The organism is Staphylococcus delphini, assembly GCF_900636325.1.
Lineage (GTDB): Bacteria > Bacillota > Bacilli > Staphylococcales > Staphylococcaceae > Staphylococcus > Staphylococcus delphini.
In genome coordinates, this window is sequence record NZ_LR134263.1 from 436558 (window position 1) to 453523 (window position 16966).

Annotated in this window: 13 protein-coding genes and 1 pseudogene; 11 read left to right on the forward strand and 3 right to left on the reverse strand. The window is 40.0% G+C overall.

Going from position 1 to position 16966, the window contains the following annotated elements; translation table 11 throughout:
- Nucleotides 1–43: 43 nt before the first annotated feature.
- A complete protein-coding gene (locus EL101_RS01860) occupies nt 44–919 on the forward strand; it encodes an alpha/beta hydrolase (RefSeq protein WP_096596445.1) in 876 nt (291 codons plus the stop codon).
- An 81-nt stretch (nt 920–1000) separates the two neighbouring features.
- Here EL101_RS01860 and EL101_RS01865 read toward each other — a convergent pair whose 3' ends face one another.
- Nucleotides 1001–1210: a hypothetical protein gene (locus tag EL101_RS01865; protein WP_019164952.1), complete on the reverse strand. Its 210-nt coding sequence runs from the start codon at nt 1208–1210 to the stop codon at nt 1001–1003.
- A gap of 186 nt (nt 1211–1396) precedes the next feature.
- Here EL101_RS01865 and EL101_RS01870 point away from each other — a divergent pair, with 186 nt between their 5' ends.
- The gene (locus tag EL101_RS01870; RefSeq protein WP_096596446.1) at nt 1397–2521 is read left to right on the forward strand and encodes a hypothetical protein; all 1125 of its coding nucleotides are present in this window, start codon (nt 1397–1399) and stop codon (nt 2519–2521) included.
- 61 nt (nt 2522–2582) lie between these two features.
- Here EL101_RS01870 and EL101_RS01875 read toward each other — a convergent pair whose 3' ends face one another.
- A complete protein-coding gene (locus EL101_RS01875; RefSeq protein ID WP_096596447.1) occupies nt 2583–3335 on the reverse strand; it encodes a DeoR/GlpR family DNA-binding transcription regulator in 753 nt (250 codons plus the stop codon).
- A 166-nt stretch (nt 3336–3501) separates the two neighbouring features.
- On the opposite strand from EL101_RS01875, the pseudogene EL101_RS01880 reads away from it, so the two are divergent.
- From EL101_RS01880 to aldA, 6 genes and pseudogenes are all read left to right on the forward strand, one after another.
- Nucleotides 3502–5271: pseudogene (locus EL101_RS01880) on the forward strand (L-fucose isomerase).
- Between the two features lie 11 nt (nt 5272–5282).
- Nucleotides 5283–6692 (forward strand): rhamnulokinase, encoded by a 1410-nt coding sequence (locus EL101_RS01885; RefSeq protein ID WP_096596448.1) that lies wholly within the window; start codon nt 5283–5285, stop codon nt 6690–6692.
- A gap of 16 nt (nt 6693–6708) precedes the next feature.
- On the forward strand, nt 6709–7362 hold the full coding sequence (locus tag EL101_RS01890; protein ID WP_096596449.1) for a class II aldolase/adducin family protein: 654 nt from the start codon (nt 6709–6711) through the stop codon (nt 7360–7362).
- Nucleotides 7363–7388: 26 nt separating this feature from the next.
- Nucleotides 7389–8750, forward strand: coding sequence for an MFS transporter (locus EL101_RS01895; RefSeq protein WP_096596450.1), 1362 nt, complete (start codon nt 7389–7391; stop codon nt 8748–8750).
- A gap of 29 nt (nt 8751–8779) precedes the next feature.
- Nucleotides 8780–10144, forward strand: a complete 1365-nt coding sequence (locus EL101_RS01900; RefSeq protein ID WP_096596451.1) for an alpha-L-fucosidase — start codon at nt 8780–8782, stop codon at nt 10142–10144.
- A gap of 31 nt (nt 10145–10175) precedes the next feature.
- Nucleotides 10176–11609 (forward strand): aldehyde dehydrogenase, encoded by a 1434-nt coding sequence (gene aldA, locus EL101_RS01905; RefSeq protein WP_096596452.1) that lies wholly within the window; start codon nt 10176–10178, stop codon nt 11607–11609.
- Between the two features lie 204 nt (nt 11610–11813).
- Here aldA and EL101_RS01910 read toward each other — a convergent pair whose 3' ends face one another.
- Entirely contained in the window at nt 11814–13331 is a 1518-nt protein-coding gene (locus EL101_RS01910; protein ID WP_096596453.1) for a M4 family metallopeptidase, read from the reverse strand.
- A 734-nt stretch (nt 13332–14065) separates the two neighbouring features.
- Here EL101_RS01910 and EL101_RS01915 point away from each other — a divergent pair.
- The 3 genes from EL101_RS01915 to EL101_RS01925 all read left to right on the forward strand — a co-directional run bounded on the left by EL101_RS01915 (nt 14066) and on the right by EL101_RS01925 (nt 16801).
- Nucleotides 14066–14950, forward strand: a complete 885-nt coding sequence (locus EL101_RS01915) for an SDR family oxidoreductase (RefSeq protein WP_096596458.1) — start codon at nt 14066–14068, stop codon at nt 14948–14950.
- Nucleotides 14951–15176: 226 nt separating this feature from the next.
- Nucleotides 15177–16334 carry an FAD/NAD(P)-binding protein gene (locus tag EL101_RS01920; protein WP_096596454.1) on the forward strand — a complete coding sequence of 386 codons (1158 nt, stop codon included), beginning with the start codon at nt 15177–15179 and terminating at the stop codon, nt 16332–16334.
- 71 nt (nt 16335–16405) lie between these two features.
- Nucleotides 16406–16801 (forward strand): hypothetical protein, encoded by a 396-nt coding sequence (locus EL101_RS01925; protein ID WP_096596455.1) that lies wholly within the window; start codon nt 16406–16408, stop codon nt 16799–16801.
- The last annotated feature ends 165 nt before the right edge of the window (nt 16802–16966 follow it).

Consider the following 16966-nt stretch of genomic DNA (forward strand, 5'->3'; position numbering starts at 1 on the left):
TCGCGCATGCGTAAAAGAATAGAACTGAGATAGAGGAAAAAATATGTCACTAGCTAATTATGAAACAAATATTATGAAATTATCACAGTCAAACGATGGAGAATTAGAAGTCGCCATCATGGGGGAACAAGAGACAGATAAAGCTGTTGTACTCCTTCATGGTGCGATTATGAATTATAAAATTATGACGATTTTTGCGAAATACATTCATGATGTCAAATTGATTTTTATCAACTGTCCGGGTCGTGGGAAAAGTACGAGTCTTGAACGACAAAATTATGACCTGTCTGAATATGCGAGACGAATTAACGAAGCGCTCGTCAATATGGTTGAGGCTTCTCATATTTCAGAAATGTCTATGATTGGCTATTCAATGGGCGGATTAATTGCGACAAAACTTGCGGGATACAACACGCTACCGATTAAACATCTCATTTATTTAAATAGTGCGGCTAAAATCGATTATAAAGAGTTGCGTTTTTCTAAATTGTTATATGAAATTATGAAAGACGTCAAACCTGGTGAGCAAAATGAAATGATCAACAGTATTCCTGAGTTCGTGTTGTCTCAAGGCGTTTCTAAAAAACAGAAAGAAGGCTTTAACTTTTCTCAATATTTCGCGCCAATGGAAACGATGATTACAGATTTAATGTACACATTGCGTGCAGATTATTTGGCAGATATTGATGAAATTAAAGAAATGCCCAAAGTGCTCTTTTTACTCGGTGAAGATGACGTCATCTTTCCGAACAAAGACTCGAAAATGACCCATGAAAAATTCGAGGCATTAGGTGCTGACGTCCAATCGATCATTTATCCGGATGTGGGGCATTTAGACTTTTTACGCGTGCTTGATGATTCGAGTATCGCAGAACAAGACAGTATGACTTATCACATTAATCAGCTGTTGGCAGAATGATGAGTAAGTTGAAATCAAAAATGCGCATTTGAGCTTTGTTTAACAAAGTGTCAATGCGCATTTTTTTGATTTGATATTCAGTTAAAAGAAATCAGAAGGTAATAAATCTTCAAATTCCAACTGCTCTATTTTTTGCAGCGCTTGGCTGTTTAAAAAGTCTTGTACATAAGAAGACTGAACGATATCATTTTTGTAATTTTCGACAGCCGCTAAGTTATCGCTATCTTGGAAATAGTGTGCGGCAAATAGGATCACACCGATCGCAATGGCAGCACGTAAAAGAACTCGCATTGTAGAAACCTCCTTGTCGCATGATAATTTAAGCATACATGAATCGCTATCATGTGACATGCGTCTAGAGTAACAATTCACTCTCCAACTTTAGCATGAGCATACGGCAATCCAACGTTGATTTACATCAAATTAACATCATTACGTTACGATAAAAGAAAAGAAGCATCAAAGGAGGCGCATGATGTGAAAGTGACGTTCGAAGCGATTCGACATCAGCAAGGGTGGATTGAAGCGGTTTATTATGATGAGAGGCATGAAGGTACGATTCGATTTGAAATGGCAGACCCTATCGAAGTGCGCGATGATTTGGTAGCGGAAGCATTGGCAGCGCTTTGTGGTCAGTACTATGACACGATCGAGATGGCGTGGAAAGTCTCTCAACGAACGAAACAACAGATTGAACAACGCACGGGTGCCAAGCTCATTTGTAAAGTGCGAATGCTCTTTTGGAATATTAATACAATGATGCGACATGATATCAAAACACTCAATTTCAACGGTGACGTATATAATTTGTCCGCATTTGCACTGACGCCGGGTGATGTGAATGCAGTGTCACTTGATTTTGGTCAGGAATCTGCACATATGTATGACATGTTTGATGAATGGCAAAGTCGTATCGTGAAAACGAATGTGATGGAGACGCACTTTCCTTTGATTACTTCGGATTATTATATGATAGGCAGTATTTTGTACAAAGACTTTTTCAATACGACTTATATGGTGACAGGGATGCAGTTGAATCCATTGACAGTGAACATGACGAAAATGGAGGCTGAACAGGCGATTGCTGGTATGGTGAACTTGCCGCATTCACTAGGGTTAACTGCGGTGGGACATACGAAAATTGCCTGTCAACGTTGGCCCCATATACTTGAACAGGCGTGTCGTGCGGTGAGAACGTCGCAACCGCATATCGGTGTACAACAACGTCTGCTCATCGATGTAGAAAATGAACGGGGTCGTCTCGGATTAGGTGCATATGCCAAGCAAGTGCAGCCGACAGGGGTCGCTTGGGGAACGGACGAACGATTGGACTTTTTAGCACTTTATCTATTGAAATTTGGGGGGAGGGTGCAAGCAGAAAAGTTAGTCCAACATATCCCGTTAGAAGCGGATGCCCTCGTTCAACAATGCGATTTTCAATTTTATGAGCGTTACTACCCCGGTGTATTGCACTATATGGATAAGTCTATACGTGAGGCAGTCCAACAACGGTTAGAAACATATGGCATTGTGATGATGAGTGAGTCGGATTGGCAAAATTTTATGACGGTCAGAACGTGGATACAACAAACAAGAAGATAAAATAGGAAGTAAGCGGATGGGATGTAAAAATTTTTATGTCCCATCCGCTTTTAAGGTTGCATTAAAGCACTTCGACGTGATGCTGTTCGAGCACTTCACGATACGCTTCTGGAAGTGGCACGTCACTCACTACATAGTCAATGTCATCAAACGATGCGAATTGAAACAATGCATCTTCATAGGGGATCAGTTTGCTCGAATCGACAAGCATGATCACTTTTCGTCCTTGGCGTACCATTTCTTTCTTAGTAAATCCTTCATGTTCCCCATTTACTGAAGCCCCGTTAACCGAAAATGAACGACAGCTTAATAATGTGACATCCGTATAATAATGATGAATCGTATTAATCGCTTGGGAGCCGACTAAAGTAGCTGAATCAGGTTTTAACATCCCGCCTGTTGAAATAAAGTCGAGCGGTGTGGATGACAATTCGTACAGCATATTAATGGAGTTCGTAATCACTTTGAACGACTGCCCTTGAATGGAAAGTAATCGTATGGCCTCTAACACGGTTGAACTCGAGTCCGCCATAATGCTATAACTATCTTTTAAAAGTGGCAGTATTTTTTTGGCGATGACTTTTTTCTTGTCAGAGTTACGCGTTGCACGAAATGCATAAGGAAAGTCACTCTCCGCAACTAACGACGCCCCGCCATGTTTTCTTTTAACAACGCCATCTTTTTCTAACTGTTCCAAATCACGACGAATCGTTTCTTCGCTCACTTTAAAAGTATCTGCTAAATCTTTAACGTTCACATGCTTAAATGTATGCAAACGATTCATAATTTCGCTGTAACGTTGAAATTTTTTCATTCCGTCCATCTCCTTTTCTCACATTATAACGAAAAATCTCACAAAAAACCAAAACTTAAACACTCAAAATACCACAAATAATGTGAGAAAATCTTTACTTTATGTAAGCGTTATCATATAATAATTTTGAAATAGAGAGAAACCATTCATTAAAGGAGGGTTCATGATGTTTACACAGTTACCTAAAATTGGGATTCGTCCAACGATTGATGGACGTCGAAAAGGAGTAAGAGAGTCGCTCGAGGCACAGACGATGGATATGGCGAAAGCCGTGGCACAATTGATTTCAAAGACGTTGAAATACCCAAATGGTGAGGCCGTACAATGTGTGATTGCGGATACAACAATTGGTGGCGTGACTGAAGCGAATAAAGCAAAAGAAAAGTTTGAACAACATCAAGTGTGTGCAACGATCACTGTTACGCCTTGTTGATGTTACGGTTCAGAAACGATGGATATGAACCACAATATCCCACATGCGATTTGGGGATTGAATGGAACTGAGCGTCCAGGTGCGGTTTATTTAGCGGCAGTCCTATCTGCACATGCACAAAAAGGTATTCCGGCATTTGGCATTTATGGTAAAGATGTTCAAGACGCAAGGGACCGTCACATTCCTGAAGACGTGAAAGAAAAATTATTACTGTTTAGTAAAGCGGCACTCGCAAAAGGACTGATGAAAGGTAAAGCATATTTATCAATCGGCAGTGTATCGATGGGGATTGCAGGTTCGATGGTAGATGAAAGTTTTTTCCAACAGTATTTAGGTATGCGCAATGAATATGTCGATTCTACTGAACTGATTCGTCGTATGGAGTTAGGTATTTATGACCATGAAGAATACGAACGTGCACTCGCTTGGACGAAAGAAAAATGTCACTTCGGCAAAGATAACAATGCCCCTGAAAATCAAATTAGTGATGAAGAAAAGGCGCAACAAGTTGAATTCATTGTGAAGATGACATTGATTAGTCGTGATTTGATGGTCGGTAATCCAAAATTAGCGGTACTCGGTTATGAAGAAGAAGCGGAAGGCCATTTTGCGATTGCAGCAGGTTTCCAAGGTCAACGTCAATGGACCGATTTTTATCCGAACGGCGACTTTACTGAAACGATTTTGAACACGTCATTTGATTGGGACGGTACGCGTACGCCATACATTTTAGCGACTGAAAATGACACGCTCAATGGGGTATCGATGTTATTCAACTATTTATTAACGAATACAGCGCAAATTTTTGCGGACGTGCGTACATATTGGAGTCCTGAAGCGGTCGAACGTGTAACAGGTAAGCCATTAGAAGGTCGTGCGAAAGATGGTATTTTACATCTGATCAACTCAGGTTCAGCGGCGTTAGATGGCACAGGTCAACAACGACGTGACGGTCAACCTGTGATGAAACCGTATTGGGAAATTACAAACGAAGAAGTCGAAGCATGTTTGAACGCGACAGAATTCAGACCAGCGACACAAGAATATTTCCGTGGAGGCGGCTTCTCGACAAACTTCTTAACAGAGGGTGACATACCTTTAACAATGGTCCGTTTGAATCTCGTTGCAGGATTAGGTCCAGTGTTACAAATTGCGGAAGGATATTCAGTGACATTAGATGAAGACATTCACCGTACTTTAGATGAACGTACAGATCCAACTTGGCCAACGACTTGGTTTGCGCCACGTTTAACAGGTCAAGGTGCCTTTAAATCTGTATATGATGTGATGAATCATTGGGGTGCGAATCACGGTGCCATCAGTTACGGTCATATCGGTCAAGAGTTGATTACACTGGCGTCAATGTTAAGAATTCCAGTGAGCATGCACAATGTGGATGAAACAGACATTTTCAGACCACGTGTATGGCAACATTTTGGTACAGAGTCGCTTGAAAGTGCGGATTATCGTGCTTGTGCAACATATGGTCCAGTATATCGCTAGGTGGTGACTTTATGAGCGAAACAAAGCATATCGCGATTGATTTTGGCGCAAGCTCAGGCAGAGTGATTTTAGGGACGTTTGACGGTCACAAAGTGGAATTGGAAGAAGTGTACCGTTTTGCAAATACACCTGTTGAGATGAACGGCGTCTTGTATTGGGACTTTCCAAAGTTATTTCAAGAAATAAAAAACGGATTGAAAGCGGTCAGTCGTATCACTACAGAAGTGGAAAGTTTAGCGATTGATACGTGGGGCGTCGACTTTGGTTACATTGATCAAAATGGCCATCTATTGTTGTTGCCTAAAAACTACCGGAACGAAACGAAATTAAAGTACCAAGAAGCCATCTACAACCGATTATCAGAACTTGAATTTTATGAAGAAACTGGCGTATTACCGAGTTCGATTAATTCTTACGTGCAACTTTATGCAGACTTGCAAGAGCATCCTTGGTTGAAAGAGACAGTCGCACATGTCCTCTTTATGCCGGACTTGTTCAACTATTTCTTAACACAACAAACGAATGTGAACTATGCGATTGCGAGTACAAGTGGTTTGTTATCTACAGAACAAAAGTGGTCAACGAAAGTATTGGAGACACTCGGCATTCCGCAACATTGGTTCCAACAAACTGACATGACATTGCACACGATACTCGGCCCACTCACACCATCACTCGTGAAAGAAACAGGACTCAAAGATTTACAAGTCATTGCTTCAGCAGGGCATGATACGGCGGCGAGTATTTTAACAGTCGCATCAGATGCCATATTTATTTCATGTGGCACTTGGTCAGTCATCGGAATTCAACTCGAAAGCCCGATTATTTCTGAAGCCGCGTACGAGCATCGGATAACGAATGAAGGAACGAGTGAAGGCTACATTAAATGTCTAAAAAATTTAAATGCACTTTGGGTATTACAAGAGCTACAACGCTATTGGTCAGAACAAGGCCATCTATATAGCTACAATGAACTCGTTAAATGTGCGGTCACATGTAAAATTGACAGTTATATCGATGTAGAGGATCCCATTTTTCTGAAGCATGAAAATATGCATGAACTCATCCGACAGCACTTAATCGCGACAGGTCAACGTATCCCTGATGGTGTAGGAGAATGGACACGCGTCGTGATTCAAAGTATTGCATTAAATTATCAACGAACGATTTCAGCAATTGAGCAATTATCTGGTCAACAATACGACAAAGTACATATGGTCGGTGGTGGGATAAAAAACCGATTGTTGTGTCAATTAACGGCTGATTTTACGAATAAAGAAGTGATAACAGGTCCTATAGAAGCAAGTGCCATGGGGAATATTTTAGGTCAATTGCTCACATTAAAACGTATTGACAAATCAGCGGTGCAACAAGTGATTGATACATCAGTTGAGCTAACCAGCTATCAACCAAACGAATAAGAAGGGGGTAGATCAGATGATTGAAAAAGAACAACAATTACGAGAGTTAATTTGTGACATAGGAAGAAATTTATTTAACAAAGATTATGTCGCAGCAAATGACGGCAATATTTCAGCACGTTTATCAGAAAACGAAATTTTAGCTACACCCACTGCGACAAGTAAAGGTTATTTGCGACCTGAAAATATTGTCAAACTGGATTTAGAAGGCAATATTTTGGATAGCAAAGAGGGCGTTAAACCGTCTACAGAAGTGAAAATGCACTTACGTTGTTATCAAAAAATGCCACAGTGCCAAGGCGTGGTTCATGCTCATCCACCTTATGCGACTGCATTTGCGATTAAAGGAGAAGTATTGAATAAGGCGACGATGCCTGAAGTGGTAATCGCGATGCCGGAAATTCCATTAGCGCATTATGGTTGTCCATCAACTGAAGAAGTTCCGGATTCAATCGAGCCATACTTCAATCAAAGTGAAGCGGTGTTATTAGAGAGTCACGGCGCAATTACATGGGGCAAAGATTTAATGTCGGCTTACTTGAATATGGAACGTTTAGAGTATATCGCGAAATTAACGTACATTACGAGACAAATCAATGGTGAACGTGAATTACCGCAAGACAGAATTGATGAATTAATAAAATTAAGATCATTTTACGGAATGGCCTAAGCTTTAAATGAAGTGAGGAGATTAGTATGTCAAAACAATCAGGGGCGAATTACAAAGCGTCAGTGAGAGAAAAACTAGCTTACGGTTCAGGAGACGGTGCAACGGCATTTGCAGCTGTAATGGTAGGAAGTTTCTCTATGTATTATTTCACAGATGTCATTGGGATTTCAGCAGCATTTTTAGGGAGTGTATTGTTTTTTACACGTATTTTTGACGCAATTACAAACATTTTAATGGGTTATGTGGTAGATAAAACGAGTACACGTTGGGGGAAAGCGCGGCCGTGGGTATTATGGTCAGCCATTCCACTAGCGATTTCAACCATTCTTGTCTTCAGTATGCCAAGTGGATGGAGTGAGACGGCACTGAATTGGTATGTCGTCATTATTTTGAACTTATATTTCTTAATTTACACAACAAGTAACATTCCATACGGGACTTTAGGCGCATTAATCACGCAAGATTCTAAAGAGCGTAACAATTTGAACTTATTCCGTATGATTTCGTTTTTTGTGATGATGCTAGTGATTTCGAACGTGACAATTCCAGCAGTTAATGCGTTCGGCGGTGGTGCACGTGCATGGCAATTAGTTGCGATAATCTATGGTGTATTCATGGTAGCCATTTTCATGTTTACATTTAAATTTACGAAAGAGCGCGTGACACAAACGAAAAAAGATAGAGAAATTAAGCTGATGAAATCATTTAAATTACTAATTACGAATAAATACTGGATTATGATCTTTGGCATTATGTTATTGTCGTGGGTTTTACTTGGTATGATGACAGGGACAAATGTGTATTATGCAGACTATATTTTAAAGGATGCAAGCGTTGTTGGTGCGATGTCACTGTTCTTTACGATCCCAATGTTGGCAGGGTTCTTCAGTATGCCTTACCTATTAAAGTTTTTTGATAGAAGACCATTGATTTTAATTGGTTTAATTTTGGTCATTGTCGGCAGCGCGATGATGTTGATTAAAACAGATAGCTTACCGCTCATTTACGGTGCTTCAATCATTAGAGGTTTAGGTTTTGCGCCAATGATGGGAAGTGCATATGCGATGCTAGCTGATACGATTGAATACGGTGAGTGGAAACAAGGTATCCGTAATGAAGGTATGATTTATAGTGGGGGTACATTTAGTACAACATTAGCGGGTGGTCTTTCAGGTGCAATTACAGGTTGGATTTTAGAATTCGGTGGTCATATTAGTGGTAAAGATCATGCGCAACAACCGGAAAGTGTGTACACAGTGATTGAATTTATATTCATTCATTTACCCATTATTTTAGCGGTAATCATTTTTATCATTATGTTGTTCTACAAACTCGATAAAATTTACCCACAAATTGTTAAAGATTTAGAGAATCGTGTACGCAATTAAAAATATAAAACTGTGGAGGTACAATAAACATGTATTATACACCGAGTTGGGAATCATTAAAGCAACATCCATTACCAAAATGGTTTGATGATGCGAAGTTTGGTATTTTTATCCATTGGGGTCCTTATTCCGTACCACATTGGGCAAATACAGAGGGGAAATTTGGAGAAATTGACCGTGATATGCATTTCACATTAAATCCTTATTCTGAGTGGTACCAAAACACTTTACGTATTGCGGGAAGTCCCACTGCTGAATATCATGCGAAAACGTATGGTGAAGATTTTGAATATGAGCAATTTGCAGATTTATGGAAAGCTGAAAAATGGGATCCTGAAGCATGGGCAGCATTGTTCGAAAAAGCAGGTGCGAAATATGTTGTTTTAACAACGATGCATCATGACGGATTCAACCTTTGGCCAAGTCGCTACAATCAAGATTACAGCGTGGCAACTAAAGGACCAAAACGTGATTTGGTGGGTGAATTGACTAATGCGGTACGTCAAAGAAAGCTGAAAATGGGACACTATTACTCTGGTGGTTTGAACTGGCGCTTTACGTTTGAACCGATTGTAACATTTGAAGATGTGAAATATGTGCGTCCGATTACGTATGATTTTGCAGATTATGCGTATAAACAATTTGCTGAACTGATTGAAAACTACCAACCAGATATTTTATGGAATGACATCGGTTGGCCGGATAAAGGGTTAGAAGATGTGAAGCATTTATTTGCTTATTATTACAATAAAGTGCCTGAAGGGGTCGTAAATGATCGTTGGCATATTGAGAAAAATGCGCCGAACTGGAATCATCCACCAGAGGCGTTTGAAACATGGGAAGACTTTGATACGAAAGAGTATTCCAATGATCATCAAGCTGCTCAAAAGAAATGGGAATATACGCGTGGTATGGGTTATTCTTTTGCTTTCAATAGTAATGAAGGGGAAGAAGAAACGATTTCAGAAGAAGAACTTGTCAGCTTACTCATTGAAGTGGTCAGTAAAAACGGTAACTTATTATTAAATGTCGGTCCGCGTCCTGACGGTACCATTCCTGAAATTCAAGTGGAACGTCTTCATCAACTTGGTGCATGGTTAGAAATGAATGGCGAAGGGATTTACGAAACACGTCCAAGTGTACAACCTTCTATCAAATTAGACGAAGAAACAACAGTGTTCTTTACACAAAAAGAAGATGTGACATTTGCATTTTTAACAGGAAAAGTGACGCAACAATTGACACTTGAGTTGGACGAATTACAAGCAGTTCATAAAGTAGAAGCTTTAAATCCAGGTGATGATATTGAAGCGGGAATACACGGTACAACTGTTACGATTCGATTCAAACAACAAGCAGATACAGTAGCACACGGCTTTAAATTGATACATTAAAAATGATGTTTGACTAAAGGGAGGTCATCGTATGGTTGAGGTATTAAAAAACTATGTTAATGGTGAATTTTTAGAAGGTCATGCAGATGAAGTGATTGATGTTGTGAATCCATCGACTGAAGCAGTGATTGCGCAAGTGCCGACAGGGGATGTGGCGCTAGTTCATGAAGCGATTGAACATGCTGATGTGGCGCAACAAGCTTGGGCGACGTTAGCTGCTGTGGAACGTGGTGCTTATTTACGTGAAATCGCAAAAGGCATTCGTGAACGTGCTGCAGAAATTACGCAAACAATTATTCAAGAGGGCGGTAAAGTGCATGCGCTAGCGGAAACTGAAGTGTATTTTACTGCGGATTACTTAGATTATATGGCTGAGTGGGCACGTCGTTATGAAGGTGAAATTATTCAAAGTGATCGCCAAGATGAACATATTTTCTTGTATAAGAAGCCGCTTGGTGTGACGACGGGTATTTTACCGTGGAACTTCCCATTTTTCCTAATTGCGCGTAAAATGGCACCTGCTTTATTAACAGGGAATACGATTGTCATTAAGCCGTCTGTGGAAACGCCGATTAATGCACAAATTTTTGCTGAAATTGTGCATGCGTCTGGTTTGCCGAAAGGGGTCTTCAACTTAATTAACGGTTCAGGTCGTATCCTTGGTGAAGTGTTAGCGAACAATGACAAAGTTGCACTCGTGTCGTTAACAGGAAGTGAGCCAGCTGGTAAAGCAGTGATGGCTTCTGCAAGTAAAACGTTAACGAAAGTCAATTTAGAACTTGGTGGTAAAGCGCCGGCTATCGTATTTGAAGATGCAGATTTAGATGCTGCGGTTGAAAATATTGTCGCATCTCGTATCATCAATACAGGTCAAGTGTGTAACTGTGCAGAACGTGTATATGTGCATGAAAATGTGAAGGCAGCATTTACAGAAAAGCTTGTTGAAAAAATGGCAAGTGTGCAATACAGCGATCCAAACGTGCATCAAGACAGTGCAATGGGACCATTGATCAGCAAAAAGGCACAAGCGAATGTCCATCGTCTCGTCGAAGGTGCGATTGAAGCGGGAGGCAAACTTTTACTCGGTGGTGAGTTGCCGACAGAAAAAGGTTACTATTATCCACCAACAGTGATTGATGGTTGTTCGAACGATATGGAGATTGTCCAAGAAGAAATTTTTGGTCCAGTTTTACCATTAATTACGTTCAAAACTTTTGATGAAGTAATTGAAAAAGCGAACGATACGAAATACGGTTTAACATCTTCTGTATATACGAAAGATTTACAAACTGCATTTAAAGCAGTGGATCGTCTTGAATTTGGTGAAACGTACATTAACCGTGAAAATTTTGAAGCGATGCAAGGTTTCCATGCTGGGGTGAAACATTCTGGTATCGGTGGTGCTGATGGTAAGCATGGTTTAGAAGAATATTTACGTACGCATATCGTCTACATGCAATTATAAAAAAGCGAGGGCTGGGCACTTATGAAATGTCCCAGTCCTCTTCATGTTTAAGGGGGTTAAGGTATGGTGGGTATGACCGTCCGAGAATTTGTCAACAATGCTACGATGTCACTTTTAATCTTAGCGTCATCTCGTTGAATTGTGGCATTGGAATTCATCGGATAATTTGTGTTGTAACTCAGTTGTCAAGGTTAAGGCAAACAATTATACGCCTACTTCTTCCCATGCAGCTTCGACTTGACTTGCTACGTCTTCACCATATAAGTCTAATGCTGAACGTACTAATGACACTTTGGCATCTGCAAAGTTTGAAGTAGAAGTTAAGTAAGTTGTTAATGCTCTGTAATAAATTTGTTCAGCTTGTTGTTGACCGATTTTATCAACAGTAAGGTAAGCAGCTTTATTCGGAATACCTGAGTTCGTATGTACACCACCATGGTCACTTGATGTGTTGACATAGTCTCTCATATGGCCCGGTTGGTTAAATTGTTCTGGATTTGACATGCTGCGTAATGCATCACCCGGGCGACCTGGTGTATACACATCTTCACCGATTAAGGCATCGTCTGGATCCATAAAGTAAGCAAATGTGTCAGACATACTTTCGTTCAAAGCACCTGGTTGGCCACGGTAAACAAGTCCAGCTGTCTCTTGTGTCACACCGTGTGTAATTTCATGTGCAACGACGTCATCTGCACCAGATAATGCTGTAAATGTAGTGCCATCGCCATCACCGTAAATCATTTTGTCACCAATCCAAGCGGCATTGTTACGGTTGTCTTGACCTTGGAAGTTATTGACATGCACAATTGACATAATATCACTGTCTCTGTTGTCATAAGAACGACGATCAAATTTTGATGCGTAGTAGTCATATACTTTTTTCGCGTAATAGTTTGCGTCGACACCTGCGCGTTGGTAGTCATCTGTAAAGTTTGTGTCTCTGTCTGTAATTAAGTCTGCAGAACCTGTAGCAGGATTAAACGTATACGTAGCCATTACTGCAGAACCTGTCACATCTTCTAATGAATAGCCACCATCAATAGAGTTGATATTAATACGTTTCGTGTCACCTAGAACACCACGACCAGTACCTGTTGCAGCTGCATGGGCAACTAAGTCTGTTTTTTCTACAACTTCTCCTGTTTGGGCATCAATTTTAAGATCCCAGTGCGATACATCGGGTTCCATTGTTACTAATTCTACGTGATAAATGTATTTGTTGTCTTCACCATCAATTTCGACATCATTGACTTTAACGACATCTTCATCTAAGTTTGATGCTTCAGATTGTTTCATATCTACCGCTTTGAAGGCAGTTGACAGGGCAGCATCTTTAGAAATAGATACGCTGTTTGTTGGATCGACTTTCTCTGCTTTAACTGCACCGTTAATAAGAACAACTTGTCCTTCTTTATCAACGTGGACTTTCACTTCTTGATCTTTCGCATGAACACCATCAACAACAGGTTGAAGCGTGTAGTGTGTGTAACCCAGGTCGTCAGTGAGTGCATCGACTACATCGTAATCCTTATAATTGTCTTTCACATCACTTGGCAATTCTTTCAAGGCTTTGTTTGCATCTGCTTTTGATTTGACTGTGGTTTTAAAGTTTTTCTCTAGTGGCTTTTCCGACGACGATTCAGCATATACATTTGGAGATAAAGATAATACTGATAAACATAAAGTACCGAATAAAACTTTTTTTGACAATTTAAACATTTAAACAACTCCTTAACTTTTGGTATGTTTAAATTTTAATAAATTGATAAATTGTAAAGTATATTTTTGCCTAAGTGTTATATTTTTATTCCTAAGTGTAAAATGACTTATTTTGAGGCGCGATTTTCGACAGTTAGGGTATGCCTTTTCGTTAGAATTTGCAATTAAAAAGAGTATCATTTAAAAATGCTGCTATAAATAAAAAAATCGTTTATGTAAAAGGTGTTAAAAAGAGTGAGTTTAAATTAGCGTTGAGACGTTGAACATAACAGGAGGAACAATAGGAATAGAGGTTAGGATATTGAAAATTCTGGGCCCGAGCCATTCATAGATTGAAGATCCATTAATGACTTTAAAACAGTCGGAAAATGAGGATGAATGGGATGGAAAAATTGATGCTATTATATTTCTTACTTTCATAAACTTGCCCTCAGTTTCGCTGTTTTTGATATAAGATTGCCCAGAAGGCTGAGACTCCTGAGGGATCAGCTGGTCCGGAAAATCCAATTCGGCATCGATCAAGTGTTCATTTCAATCAAGCCGAATTTAGTTGAAGGGCCAGCCCCTAGGAAAGGGAAGCCATGAAGGCAATCAAAACCTAAAATCATTGAGGGCAAGTTGAACAACATATCTTATCAATAGCATCAAAAATTTTTCCCCATCCTCTTCAAAATGAATGTTTCTTTCGAGGGGATAGCGGGAATTTCAACAGTAAACGATTGAAAAGGAGTTTTATCATGACTCAAAATAATCCGACAAACCGCTTTTACAATGAAGACTTTCCAAAACAATATCAACCTTATCCAGGCTTACAAAATCAAATGACGCCTGTACCTGATTGTGGAGAAGAAACGTATGTAGGTGCAAACAAATTAGTGGGCAAAAAAGCATTAGTGACAGGTGGCGACTCAGGTATTGGTAGAGCAGCAGCGATTGCTTATGCGAAAGAAGGCGCGGATGTTGCTATTGCTTATCATCCTGACGAACAAGCCGATGCGGATGAAGTGAAAGCCGTCATCGAAAAAGCAGGTCAAAAAGCTGTCTTGTTACCAGGTGACTTGCGAGATGCAACATATGCGAAACAAATGGTTAAAGATGCATATGAACAACTCAATGGTTTAGATATTCTCGTATTAAATGCGGGGATGCAACAATTCGAACATAAAATTGAAAACTTATCTGCCGAACAATTGACGGATACGTTCGAAGTGAATGTGTTCTCAACAATTTATTCAATCCAACAAGCGTTAGAATACTTCGAAACAGGTGCGAGCATTATTTTAACGTCATCGATTCAAGGTGTGAAACCAAGCGCACATTTAGTAGATTATGCGATGACCAAATCATGTAACATTTCATTAACGAAAAGTCTCGCGGCGCAACTAGGACCTAAAGGCATTCGTGTCAATGCAGTGGCGCCTGGTCCGATTTGGACGGCATTGCAAATTTCAGGAGGTCAACCGCAAGAAAGTATCCCTGAATTTGGTCAAAATCAACCGTTACAGCGTGCAGGTCAACCAGTTGAACTCGCGGATGTTTATGTTCTTCTTGCTTCTGATAACGCAAGCTATATTACAGGGCAAGTTTATGGTATCACGGGTGGTGCACCGATTAATTAATTGAATGAGAGTGAGTATTAAAAGAGTTAGGGCGTTAAGTAAATGACGTCTTAACTCTTTTTTGAGTTGAGAGGTATCGCGATTTTTGAAGAAGGTATATTAAATGTCATACATTCCTTTTTATAACGAGGAAATCCGACATCTCTTTTTAAGAAAACATTTGATTCGTACGTCAAAGTCCTTTATTATAAATCGTAATTATTACTATTTAGAAAGAGTGAGTCCTATGACATACGAATGGGTTATTATCGGTGGGGGTGTGCATGCGACGACGATTGCATTACAACTCCGACAACTCGGATTACCCGTGGAACAACTGAGAATGATTGATCCACATCCTCATTTATTAGATCAATTTGATAGACAAACAGCGCGTATCGAGATGCCTTATTTACGTTCGCCATTAGTGCATCATTGTCATCCTGAACCTTTTGATTTGAAAAAATTCGCGAAACAAGAAGGCTATACACAACCAATGATTGGTCCGTATCAACGCCCAAGATTAGATATGTTTTTCGACCATACACGTCATTGGATACGTCATTACGGTTTAGAGACATGTCATATTTGTCAAAAGGCAATACATCTATGTCGTTGCTGTGAAGATTGGGAAATTACATTAGACAATCAGCAACAAATTCGAACACAACACGTCGTTTTAGCTATGGGGACACACCATACGCCGTTCATTCCACCTGCATTTCAAGATCAACCGCACGTGCAACATATTCACAGTCGTGACCTCGATACAACGATGCAAGGTTCTCATGTGGTCGGAAGTGGGATTTCGGCAGGGCATCTTGCTATTAAATTGCTCACAGAAAGTCCAGATAAAACTGTTCATTTATGGATGAAGAAGCCTTTTGATGTCCATCATTTCGATGCGGATCCGGCGTGGTTAGGTCCGAAAAATATGAAGCCTTTTGAAGCGATGCCGTTAGCGGAAAGAATTCACGTTAACAAACAAGAACGTCATAAAGGCTCCATGCCGAGAGATATGTATATGACATTGAAAAATTATGAAAAAGCAGGCCGTTTGATCGTGCACCATACGCCTATCGAACGACTAGAAGATCATTGTATCGTTGTTGGAGAGACGCGCGTGGCATACGATGGCATTTATTTGGCAACGGGCTTTGTTCTTGATGTAATGACACAACCACTTATTCAAGACATTTTACGATTACCTGAAGCACAACTCGTCGCAGGTTACCCGAAAACGACAACACAGCTGGAATGGGTGCCTCGTTTATATGTTTCAGGCATGTTAGCGGACTTGGCATTAGGTCCTTTTGCCCGCAATATTATGGGTGGTCGACAAGCGGCGTTACGTATCGGTCAAGCGTATATCGAAAGTACGACAGCTTATCAGAACGCAGTATAATGATGATTTTGTAATCGCACTATGAAATGATTCGCATATCCGATATAATGCGAGTGATAGGAGCGATAACTATGAAAAAAACTAAAGGCGAAAAATCTCCAAAATATCGTAAAATCAGTCATCGCGTGATGCAGGTGATCTTTGCATTTGGCATCATTTTACTCATTTTATTTATCGGTATGGGGACTGTCATTCCAGAACTTAACCGCCACACGTATGAAGGTGTCGTCGTAGAAAAATATAGAGAAAATCATGGAATGACGACAGGCACAACACAATTTATTGAACTGAAACAAGGCAATCGTACGATTAAGATAGAGAACAGTGATATTTTATTACATGGCAAATGGGATAGTCAGGCGGTACAAAAAGACATTCGTGAAGGTGAGAAGGCGACCGTGCATACGATTGGATTTGACGTACCTAGTCTTGGCATCCATCCGAACTTGTATCAAATTAAGCAATAACCATTTTTTTAATGAGACACAAAAAAGTAGGGGTTAGGACATAGAAAATTTCAAGCCTCAATCCATTCATAGGTTGATGGTTCATTAATGACTTTAGAACAGTCGGAAAATGATGGCTAATGGGATAGAAAAAATTGATGCTATTGTTTTCTTGATTTCATAAAC

What these genes read in the sequence shown, in the direction of transcription:
- EL101_RS01910 (WP_096596453.1), bottom strand. Translation starts at nt 13,331, where the DNA reads ATGTTTAAATTGTCAAAAAAAGTTTTATTCGGTACTTTATGTTTATCA.
- EL101_RS01885 (WP_096596448.1), top strand. Translation starts at nt 5,283, where the DNA reads ATGAGCGAAACAAAGCATATCGCGATTGATTTTGGCGCAAGCTCAGGC.
- EL101_RS01920 (WP_096596454.1), top strand. Translation starts at nt 15,177, where the DNA reads ATGACATACGAATGGGTTATTATCGGTGGGGGTGTGCATGCGACGACG.
- EL101_RS01890 (WP_096596449.1), top strand. Translation starts at nt 6,709, where the DNA reads ATGATTGAAAAAGAACAACAATTACGAGAGTTAATTTGTGACATAGGA.
- EL101_RS01895 (WP_096596450.1), top strand. Translation starts at nt 7,389, where the DNA reads ATGTCAAAACAATCAGGGGCGAATTACAAAGCGTCAGTGAGAGAAAAA.
- EL101_RS01865 (WP_019164952.1), bottom strand. Translation starts at nt 1,210, where the DNA reads ATGCGAGTTCTTTTACGTGCTGCCATTGCGATCGGTGTGATCCTATTT.
- EL101_RS01875 (WP_096596447.1), bottom strand. Translation starts at nt 3,335, where the DNA reads ATGAAAAAATTTCAACGTTACAGCGAAATTATGAATCGTTTGCATACA.
- EL101_RS01860 (WP_096596445.1), top strand. Translation starts at nt 44, where the DNA reads ATGTCACTAGCTAATTATGAAACAAATATTATGAAATTATCACAGTCA.
- EL101_RS01900 (WP_096596451.1), top strand. Translation starts at nt 8,780, where the DNA reads ATGTATTATACACCGAGTTGGGAATCATTAAAGCAACATCCATTACCA.
- aldA (WP_096596452.1), top strand. Translation starts at nt 10,176, where the DNA reads ATGGTTGAGGTATTAAAAAACTATGTTAATGGTGAATTTTTAGAAGGT.
- EL101_RS01925 (WP_096596455.1), top strand. Translation starts at nt 16,406, where the DNA reads ATGAAAAAAACTAAAGGCGAAAAATCTCCAAAATATCGTAAAATCAGT.